This is a genomic window from Desulfofundulus thermobenzoicus, assembly GCF_009428905.1.
GTDB classification, from domain to species: domain Bacteria; phylum Bacillota; class Desulfotomaculia; order Desulfotomaculales; family Desulfovirgulaceae; genus Desulfofundulus_A; species Desulfofundulus_A thermobenzoicus.
On sequence record NZ_WHYR01000012.1, the window covers coordinates 70285 to 80528 of the forward strand.

The window sequence follows — 10244 nt, forward strand, 5'->3', positions numbered from 1 at the left end:
AGATTGGTCTTGTCAGCTGGCCTGATTCTTTTTTTGTGCTTGTTTGTCGCTGTGTTTCTTGTGATATACCGTGACTTTGAAGTTGAAGAAAACTGGACAGCTCTACTGCCCGCACTGAGCGCGGCGGTCTTTTTCTTCCTGGGGTCGTGGGTCTATCTTTCCCCGGTGGCCGGGATAATCACCGGCGTGTTCGGGTACAAGCTCTGTAAAAGTGTGATGCGCTGGCGCGAAGAGCGCTGGGCGGCGCTGGTCAGGAAACAGGCCAGGGACTTCGTGACCGCAGCCGCAGGGATGTACGCCAGCGGGAAAAACGACCGGAGCGTTATCGAGGACGCGGCCAAAAACCTGCCCGACCCTCTGGGCGGGATGCTGGACGACGTTCTGAGCAGTTACGACTTCAAAGGCACCGCGTTCCCGGACTCTTTCAGGGCAATGGCCGAAGAAACCGGCGTCGATGAGTTCAGGGCCGTGGCGAGCATACTGGAATTTGGGAAGCAGGGCGGGCCGAAAGCTACGGGGCGGGGCCTGCTGCGGCTTGGCAACGCGCTGCGCCGCCGGGACAAGCTGCTGACCGAACGGGCCAAGGCGGTAGCCGAATCGTCGGCGGTCGCGTGGGTGGTCATCGGCATACTGTTTACTGTGTCTATAATTGACGCCGTAAAATTCCGCGCGTATTTCGCCTCGTCGTTAGTCGGCAAACTCGACCTGGCCGTGGGCGTCGGGATCGTCGTCGGGCTGTTCTTTTTGGCTCAGAAGCTGGCGCAGGACAAAGATTTGATGAGGTTAGGGGGCGGGCAATGATGGTTCTGCTGGAAGCTGCTCTTTTCCTGTCGCTTTTTGCCGCCGCGTACTCGCTGCTGGTCTCCGGCGAACAACTGAGCGTCGCTGAGGCCACGGTAGACGCGGTGCGCACTAAGGTGCTGGAATTTATCCGGCGCAGCGGAGATAATGAAAGAATTATCGATATTCTTAAACTGGATGTTCAGCAGCTGGTCAATAAAGGTTTTCTGACCGGTTTAATGTTCGGGGTAACGATGCTCGTCGTCACGGTAAAATTATTGGGTCCGTTTTCGGCCGTCATGGTGCCGCTGGGCGTTATCACCGGCGTGCTGGTGGTCAGCAACACCGTATCGCGGTCCTATAAAGACTGGCAGGAGAAGATCTTAAGCGACGCGCCGGTGCTGGTGGACTTTCTCCCGGCGTTCCTGGAGATCCGGGGCATAAGCACGCGGACGGCGCTGGAGAACACCGTGCCTTTCCTGTCGGGGCCGCTGAAAGAAGAGATGGCGGACGCCGTGGCGAAGATCAAAGACACCGGCGGCGCGAAAACCGTCTTCCGGGAACTGGGCGAGCGGGTGAACAACGCCACGGTGAGCGCGGTGTGCGCCAGGCTGTCCATGGCCTGGGACACTACGGTGACGCCGGATCTGTTCATGGATTTGTCCGAGGAAATAGGTTACGCGCGTGAACTCTCGGCGGCCAGGGCTACAACCATGAAAACGCTGTATTTCACGCTTATCGCCCTGGCCGGGCTGTTCGGGCTGGCGTTCCTGGCCGGGTATCCGGCGCTCATGGCGTTCAAGGGTATGATGTCGCATATGTTCGGGGGGTAGCCGGGTTGTTGCGCCCGTCTTTTGTATGCTAGGTCGGCGTTTTGAAATTAATTTAAGGAGCGAATAAATAGCGAGAATGGCAGTGGCTAACCTATCTTTCTTCATTGGGATGAGTTTTAGAAGAAATCAAATTTTAGTAAATAATACGCCACCTTCCAAAGAAAATATATAAACGTCAGAAATGCAGCGAGATAATAAGATACTCTAAGGACAGGATTGTGTTTAGATATTTTATCTAAAATACCCAGTGTTCCTGTAATAGCCAATAGTATGACTAACCCTTTTATGTAATTGACTAAAAAATACCTTGTAAATTGCATTATGGTATCCTGTAAGTAGATCATAAATTCCATTTAATAATCACCAGATAGGAGGTGTAAAGCCTGGTCATGGGGAGGCCGCTTAACAAGAAATGGTACAGTGTATCAGGAATTGTTAAGTTATTTGAACCAGGAAGTTTTATGGATATTAACAGTATTTTTAATAAGCAGAAAGCAGAAAGATTATTAACGCTAGCAATGTCTTTTATCAGGGGTTTTATTATGGTAGGAATTATATTTGATGTTTTTGTTTCTTATAAAAATATACTGACAGTGTTTTCTCTGCTGGTATTTTCACCAATAATTTCGTATCTTTTGATTAAACCTGATTTATTTAATACATTTAATAGAGCTAGGTTAATTACCTTTGTTACGGGCCAATCTTTAGCAATGGTCCTTTTTTTGACTGCTTTCTGTTTTTCTGGTTGATCTTATAAGAATAAGTTAACTCCAGGAAATTGACAAAATTCAAAGTAGTGGTTTAGATCTTGCTATCAAAAAAAGAGAATAGCGCACTAATGAGACGTTTTTATTTCGCCCCGGCCCCGTCGGGCTTTTTCTATTCAGGCAGGATTTTCCCTATTCCTGCTGCAATATTACAATAAGGCAGGTGGTGCCAGCCGGAACGATCGTTCGCAAAACAGCGCAGTGCGGGTTTTCTCCGTAAAATCACGCAAATTCCGGCGAAAATGGTCCCGGACAACAATTGTGCGCGAAACCATTTTGTGGTAAAGTCAAAGTAGGTCAAAGTCAAATCTAAGTGTGCCGGGTCGCGGTCCTGTTTGAGGCGGCGCAAAAAACAAAAACCACATCCAGGAAAGATGTGGTAAAATAAGCTTGGGAATGTTGGACTGAACGGGCCTCACCTACCGGGGAAGTTTTTCCGAAAGGGGGTGGGGCGGAATGATTTCACTATCTGATGTAATCCAAATCGTAATAGCGGTCCTGCTCTTTCTCACCCTCGTAGTGAACCTTACCGACCGGCGCAAGTAGCCGGAAACCCTTGAAACCGTTGCCGCGGTTTCAAGGGTCCCTGTGAAAGCCCCGTTAGGTCGAGGCACTCCGAGCCGTTTCAGATTCAACATTCCCACTTAATTACATTATACGGAGGAAATCGGGCATTGTCAACTGTTCCGGCCTGCCAGTGCCGTGTCAATATCCAGTAGGTATCTCCAGAATTCTTTTCTATTCTGAGACCTCATCGCTCAAAAACATTAGATTGAACCTCCCCTGACAAAATAAAGTCAGAGGATTTCGGATTTTCCTTCTTATGAACTTCGTGCCTGCCTCGGGTACGCGGTCGTAGCCTCTTCAACATCCGGTGGAGAAGGTGGTATGAGACATCTGCGCGTAAAACTTTTCGCTGATTCTCCTTATTTTGTTAATGTGACAATTACCATTGTAAGGTGAGCGCTGTGATACAACCATCTGGGGCAAGCCCAGATGGTTGGTTTATTTCCCATACAATTCCATACTATCAATCCATACCCAATTATCCAATTTAATACAGCTCTAAGAGTTGACATAGGTGTGGTTTATTCAACATAATCTGACATAGGTATAGAAATGATTACATATTTTGCAATTATTTTTTAAACCCTGGGAGGATATTTGAATTTTTTGTATAAAACCCCTGATATAAAAATTAGGGGGTTGGTTTTATGGATAAAAAAGTACTTGAAACCATGTTAAATAAAAAAACCACATTATCCCAATTAAAAAAATTTATTAAAGCTAAGAAACTAAAACCAACTGACAAAAGCAAAAAGGGGATTATTGATTTCCTTGTAAACTCTATACAGCTAAAAGAGGAAGATTTTGAATCATTGCAAGAAATAGCTTTTGGACCAAGGGAAGATAAAGGATTTTCTGCATATATATGCCAATTTAATACTAATTTAACAATTAACAAATTTAAAGAAAAAATCAATGAGATATCTCGTTTTATAACCTCAGACTCTCCATTTAGGCTAAGGTTATTAGCTTTAGAATCTAGTCGATTAGAAATCTTATGTGAGTTCACTGAAAAAGAATTAACATTAGACATATTTACTAATAAACCAACATTTGGTGCTGATAATATTAATATAGTAGCATCTTTTGATTTCAAACAATATACCGTTATGTTTTTCTCGGGTAGTTATGATCATTGCACCGAGGCTGCCATTAATTTAAACAATATGCTACCTGTTAATATTAGGCCGTTAACAATTTATAAAAAACATATTACAAATGCTATAAGTTATACTGAAGATTCGTTAACTTTGCTATTTCTTGATTTTATACTAAACAGGCTTTCTACCATAGGTAAAATTGAAAAAGTAGAAGGAATTGATTTTGAACCAATAGATACAGAAAATATAAGAAGTATCAAGCATAAAGGTGAATCAGTATTAAGTGATCCCGAAACCTGTAGATTAATTAGTATGGGGCATAGGGTCGTTGGTTTTAGGGTGTATTTTATGTATATTACTGCTGAAAACAGAGTTATTTATACGCACATTAGTCTAGTATTTAAGGAAAAAGGCACAAAAATTTCAGTTGCAAAGAAAAATTATAAATTAAATGATATTGAAGAGTTATTTAACAAAGTAAAGGATCTTTATATTGATATGTATGTAAATGGTCCGAAAAATATAGAAAGTATACTAGAATTTATAAATAAAATACGTGAAAGAGCTAAAGAGGTGAGTTAATTTGATATTACCGAGTTCAAAACTTAATAAGTTTATATTTATTGAAACTAGTGATTATATAGATGAAAACAAAATAAATAGGTTGGAAAATTTTATGAAAGATAAGGGAAAATATGAAATAAATGTAGATGAAAAAAGCGGCTTCATAAAGATATGTTTTTCATATTCTGATTATATTGATTCCGGGAGTCCCTCTATAAAAATGCAACGATTATATTTTTGGTTAAAGATGAATACTTTTTATGTTATATGCTTTACAGATAAAAGAAGCCAATTGCTTGAAGCAATAAATTTGCTAAAAGATGCGCTTGGAGGTAATGCTAAAAGCACACCTTTCCAACATGACTTCATGTTATACTTAATTAATAATAGACATATATGTAATGATGTACTTGGGGTAAAATTAGAGTCTGATAATTCAGGATTTATTAAAACTATTAGTCTTGAAGGAGAAAACATTTCCAAGTCCGAAGAGTTCAAAAGTTTACTTAAAAGTAAGCATAAATTAACTAAAATAATTGTTAGCGTTTTTACTAGCAGTGATACAACTTTTATTGCAACAATATTTAATACTGGATATATTAGTTTAAGTCCTTATGTTACAGCTTCAGATGTAATTTTTTTTATAGATAGGATTATTGAAATATTAGGTGATTACTATGGGAAACGATAAAAATTTTGATATAGTAACCACTTTTATTCAGAATAAATATGCAATATTTGTTTCGTTTTTATTTACGATATTAGTTCCTATTTATAGTTATTTTAGTCAACAAAGTTCTAATACGTTATTTTTATATATACTATCATTGTTAATTGCTAATTTATTTTTCATGTTTATCATGTACTCATGGTTAAAAAATATTGGACAGATGACTCGAAGATTGCTTATGATAAATGACGGAAGGTTGCATTTGCTTGTCTCGTCTTCAATGGTAAATTTGGAATACATAGAAGATTCTCTGGAACGCGAAGAGGCGTTTTACAGAAGCTATGGATTTACAGTGGCAATTTTAAATGAAAGAGAAGAATATTCAGATGTTGAGTTCATAATAAATAAGCCGTCGGAAATAGATTTAGATATAGATTATGACAGAGTTGCAAGTGGGCAAACAATATCTGAAACTACAAATCAAATACATATTAAAATTAATTTAAGTAAGGGGGTATTTATATTACCCATAAAAAGAATAGAATTAAGTGACAGTAAAGTAAATTCTTTTAGGGGATCGAATAGGTTGCTTATTTTTGAAATAAGGAGCGATAGCTTTAGAAATATACCTAAAGAAAAGATGTGTTTAATTGTTCAGGTTGTCATCAAAATTACATAATTATTTTAAGTCTACTAATAATGGACGGATTTTAACTCTTATGAACTTAGATAGCAATATTTGTGGTCTGGATTAGTGGTGTTTGAGGGACAAAAAAATCCTGGCATGGTGTACATGCCATAGAAACCACTAATACCAGTGCGAGCCAATTTAAATTCGGTGGCATGCAATGGAATGGCGTATAACCGAAATTTGGTCTTACCTGAAAGTCACCCGGTCTTTGTATATAACGGACCGGTGGGATCTGTGGCAAAAGTTGTTGCTAAGGCCGGTATCCAGGCAACGGTCTGTACCTGCCAAGGATTTCCTTGCGTTTTATCGGGCTGCAGGCGGAGGGAGCTGGTTGATACAACCTCGAGTTTGATAGCTAAAAACTGTTATTTTACCCTCTAAAAATCGCGAGGTCTTGATAAATGGGCATTTTTAGTTGTAAAGCATGCCAGAATAGAAAGCAATTGTAAAAAAACAGGCGATTTTTGAAAAAGAGTATTAATATGTGGTTAGACTAGACTGGGTCCCTGCGTGCAGCGTATCTTTGAACCACTATGAGAACGCGAGCAAGTTTTTGGGGCGAATCGCGGAGGACAATCGCCGGTCATTACCCACCAAGTTCCTCACCTATGTTAAAGCCCAGGTTAACTAAAACAATGTTGCCCCGTTTCAGGTAGGGAATACTCTCTTCGTTGAAGGTATCTTCTTCTCTGATCATTTGTAAATACTCAGGTAACCAATCAGCCAACATGGAAATTCTCTTTATGTGTTCTGGGGTTCTCGCTTCATTAATCATCTGTAATATCAGCTGATAGATATTATCGGTATCGGCGTTCTTTAACAATTTGTCTTTCAATTTTACCTCATTCCTCCTTTTCATTTTTTTTCGATAACCATTCGGAAATTCCTCCCATATTCGCAGGGTTTCGATAAAAATTATGCCCGGGCCATGCCCGGTATTTTTATGTAAAGAGGGAGGTGACGCTTATCGAACAAACGCTTGCCAACCAATCAAAAATATGGTAAACTAAAGTCAAAGAAGGTCAAACAGTAAAGGAGTGATTTAACCTATGCGCAAACGCAAAACTTTAATTTTAGTGATGGCTTTTTTCCTGCTTGCCGCCCTGGCTCTCCCGGCCCTGGCCCAGCAGGAGAAGGTTGACGTGTACCAGAACCAGAAGCTGGTCAAGTCAGTGGTGTTCGCCGTCGGTCTGAACGAATACTTCGTTAACAACCAGACTCCCGGTACGAAGATGGACGTGGCTCCGTTTATCGAATCCGGCAGAACCTTCGTGCCCGTCCGGTTCCTGTCCAACGCCCTGGGAGTGCAGAACGACAACATCGGCTGGGACGGCAAAACCCAGTTGGTCACTCTGAAACAGCCGGGGTTCCCGGCGGTGGAAATGACCGTCGGCAAGATCGAAGTTAAGTCCAACGGCCAGCCCCTGGCCGGTGTTGACGTAGCCCCTTTGTTAAGGGATTCCCGGACGTTCCTGCCGGCCCGGTGGGTAGCCGAGGCCCTGGGGTACCAGGTTGAGTGGGACGAAAAGACCCGGACGGTTATTTGCTGGCCGAAGGGCGAGCCGAAGCCGGACGTGAGCGCGGTGCTTCAGTACATCGAGCAGCGGAAAGCTCAGGTGGCCGCCAGGACGCTGACAGAAGAGGACATCAAGCGGCTGCAGAGCTATCCTATGTTTGATGGGTCTGAATCGCTGCAGGGAGAGGTAAATACCGATTCGTTCAGGTCCTTCGAGCAGATGCAGGCGGACCCATACCTGCGGGAAGATGCGGAATTGGTGGTAAAGCATGATACTTTGGATGCACTACTCAACATGCGTGAAACACACATTGGGACTATAGGTACTCACGGTTACAAAGTTCTCCCGTCTCTTAAAGAATACGACGGGGCCGAAATGAAGTGGCTTACCGACCCGCGTTTGGTTTATCGGACGGCTCTTTTTCAACGCGGCATACGCGGGGTTTTGCTGGTAACCTTCCCAGATTCCAATAAGTTCGGTCTTACTCCGGGACGGACTTACGAGCAGGATGTGGAATTCCGGGTTATTAATTCGCTTGATTGGGGTACAGGAGAATTTACCAAAAAGTTGGAGCAGATTGTATTACTATCGGACTTTCGACCAGTAAGGGGGTAAAAAGACATGCAATTGAAGAAAAATTTTGTTTCTCTATTGTTAGCAGCTGTTTTCGTTATGGCCAGCGCACTCCCGGCGCTGGCTTTAAAAGTTGACGACCATCCCGCCGATGAATATAAGTACGAAGATACCATTATGCCAGTACGTGGTGATAAAGGTCTTCTTGAAGCCATAACCTACAACGTCACCAACACCGGAGCCACATCGGGCATCCGGTACCGTACAAAAGAGATAACGTTCCAAGTTGGCGACTTTGCCGGCTGGATCGACGCAGCTGATCTGAGGAAGGCCCGCCCGCAGCCCGGCCAGAGAACGGTGAGCGTCATCACGATCACCGTGGGCGACATAGCCGAAGCCGTCAAACAGCCGGACAGCGATGAGTTCAGGCAGCTGGTGAGCCAGCCGGGGATGCTGAATATCGGCGCGGTGATCGAGATCTACAATGCGGCCACGGGCGAGGTCCTGGATACCATCAGCAGTCCGGACCAGGTAATCCCGGTCACGAGCAAGTACGGCTTTGATCGCGGATCCGTCGAGGACATGCTCAACCGTTACAAGGGCGATGTCGTCAAGAAAGAATGGAACACCCCGTCGCCCGACCTGTACGCGGCCATCGACCCGCACAGCGTCGAAGCGAACCCGGGGCAGGAATTAACGTTCAACGTGACGTTCGGCAACGCCGAAATCCCGGGCGCAATTGCGCGTGAAGGCGTGGTTAAGGCCCTCCACGAAGTGAGCGGCAACGAGTACCCCGTCGAAATCAAACTGGACGGAAAGGTTGTCGGCCCCGAAGAGCCGATTGAGTTTGACGTGGGCCAGGAGAGGAAGGGCACGGTAACCGTCCACGCGCAGAACGTCGGCTCTAAAGTAATCGTAAAGATATACCCCGTGCTCGCTATGCCGGGCAATATATTCTATCTCAAAGACGACGCCGACTGGAGCAACAACCGGGGCGAGGCGGAAATTAAAGTAAAAGCCCCTGAACTGGTGGTCACCCCGCCGTCGGCCACGGTCGATGTAGGGGGCACCCAGCAATACAGGGCCACCTATTACCCCAAAGGAAAAGACAACGGTAACGGGCAAGACGTGACCGCGCAATGCAGCTGGACGGTACAGGACCACTCCATCGCAAGCATCGGCGGCAACACCGGTCTGGCGACCGGGACGAACCCGGGCACCACCCAGGTGACGGCCACCTACAATGCGCCCGGCGTGACGTTGCAGGGGCAGGCCGGCCTGACGGTGCGCGGGAAGCAGCCCCCGCCGCCCGTGAACGTCACCACCGGGGACGGCCTGCATTTTCAGGCCGTCAGCCAGTACAACGCATTGACGGGCAAGCCGGACGACCCGCCCAGGGAACCGGACACGGCCAAATGGACTGACACGGTGACGGCCACGCTGAAACCGCTCAAGGTACAGAACGTGGTCACGGAAGATCAAAGTCCGCCAGATTACTCGACAACCGTGGCTCCGCCTCCGCCGCCATCTGGTGGTTGTGACCCTAACTTTACCGAAATCGAGAGCTGGCGGCTGGTGAGGGCGAAGCTGACGTACCCGAAGCAGAACCCGCACTACACCTTCGGTCACCCGCTACCGCCGGAGGGGACCGAGACGGCGGATATGGCGCCCACTGAAGACGGGCACGCCCTGACTTGCCAGTTCAAGGAGATGTGGGCGGAGAACGGGACGTACCTGCACGACATACTCGACCCGTCGATGGACGAGTGGATACAGACCCCGCAGACGTACACGCTGACGGCATCGGACATAGCCGTGGAAGTCAGGTACACTCTCGTGACGCATCACCTGCATTGCACCAAAGACGGTTGCGATTGCGTCGCTGACGTTGAACGGGGGCTCGTTTACACCTACACCTTGTCACCCATAAACGGCAACTTGCTGGTCAACGGGACCGGCGTGGCGTCGGTGGGAATGTAGGCGAAAAGAAAAGGCCTTGGTTAAAACAGCCGGGGCCTTTTCGTTTTATGGGGGAGGTTTGCAGCAGCTACCAATAGGCCGACAAATATTGATAAAACATAACAAAGCAGTTGCAATATACTATGGAACTCTTAACCATCAGCAAAGCGGCAAAAAATCAGGCAGGGGTTTCGGGAAGTGATTGCGGGAGTGTTGCAGGATG

9 protein-coding genes are annotated in these 10244 nt (G+C 45.5%); 8 read left to right on the top strand and 1 reads right to left on the bottom strand.

From position 1 onward, the window contains the following. Positions 1-9: 9 nt before the first annotated feature. The 6 genes from GFC01_RS06240 to GFC01_RS06265 all read left to right on the top strand — a co-directional run bounded on the left by GFC01_RS06240 (position 10) and on the right by GFC01_RS06265 (position 5960). On the top strand, positions 10-801 hold the full coding sequence (locus GFC01_RS06240; RefSeq protein ID WP_152945783.1) for a type II secretion system F family protein: 792 nt from the start codon (positions 10-12) through the stop codon (positions 799-801). Then, positions 798-1613 carry a hypothetical protein gene (locus tag GFC01_RS06245; RefSeq protein WP_152945784.1) on the top strand — a complete coding sequence of 272 codons (816 nt, stop codon included), beginning with the start codon at positions 798-800 and terminating at the stop codon, positions 1611-1613. Before GFC01_RS06240 ends, GFC01_RS06245 begins: the two co-directional genes overlap by 4 nt. 389 nt (positions 1614-2002) lie before the next feature. Beyond that, positions 2003-2362, top strand: coding sequence for a hypothetical protein (locus GFC01_RS06250; protein WP_152945785.1), 360 nt, complete (start codon positions 2003-2005; stop codon positions 2360-2362). 1232 nt (positions 2363-3594) lie between these two features. Further along, a complete protein-coding gene (locus tag GFC01_RS06255; RefSeq protein WP_152945786.1) occupies positions 3595-4629 on the top strand; it encodes a hypothetical protein in 1035 nt (344 codons plus the stop codon). A 94-nt stretch (positions 4630-4723) separates the two neighbouring features. Continuing rightward, positions 4724-5302, top strand: a complete 579-nt coding sequence (locus GFC01_RS06260) for a hypothetical protein (RefSeq protein ID WP_152945787.1) — start codon at positions 4724-4726, stop codon at positions 5300-5302. Positions 5303-5513: 211 nt separating this feature from the next. After that, positions 5514-5960, top strand: a complete 447-nt coding sequence (locus GFC01_RS06265; protein ID WP_152945788.1) for a hypothetical protein — start codon at positions 5514-5516, stop codon at positions 5958-5960. 598 nt (positions 5961-6558) lie between these two features. On the opposite strand, the gene GFC01_RS06270 is transcribed toward GFC01_RS06265, so the two are convergent. Continuing rightward, complete coding sequence (locus GFC01_RS06270) at positions 6559-6807, bottom strand: hypothetical protein (RefSeq protein WP_152945789.1); 249 nt, start codon at positions 6805-6807, stop codon at positions 6559-6561. A 214-nt stretch (positions 6808-7021) separates the two neighbouring features. Here GFC01_RS06270 and GFC01_RS06275 point away from each other — a divergent pair, with 214 nt between their 5' ends. Both GFC01_RS06275 and GFC01_RS06280 read left to right on the top strand, forming a co-directional pair. After that, the gene (locus tag GFC01_RS06275) at positions 7022-8104 is read left to right on the top strand and encodes a copper amine oxidase N-terminal domain-containing protein (RefSeq protein WP_152945790.1); all 1083 of its coding nucleotides are present in this window, start codon (positions 7022-7024) and stop codon (positions 8102-8104) included. A 6-nt stretch (positions 8105-8110) separates the two neighbouring features. Beyond that, positions 8111-10042: an Ig-like domain-containing protein gene (locus GFC01_RS06280; RefSeq protein ID WP_152945791.1), complete on the top strand. Its 1932-nt coding sequence runs from the start codon at positions 8111-8113 to the stop codon at positions 10040-10042. Positions 10043-10244 lie beyond the last annotated feature (202 nt).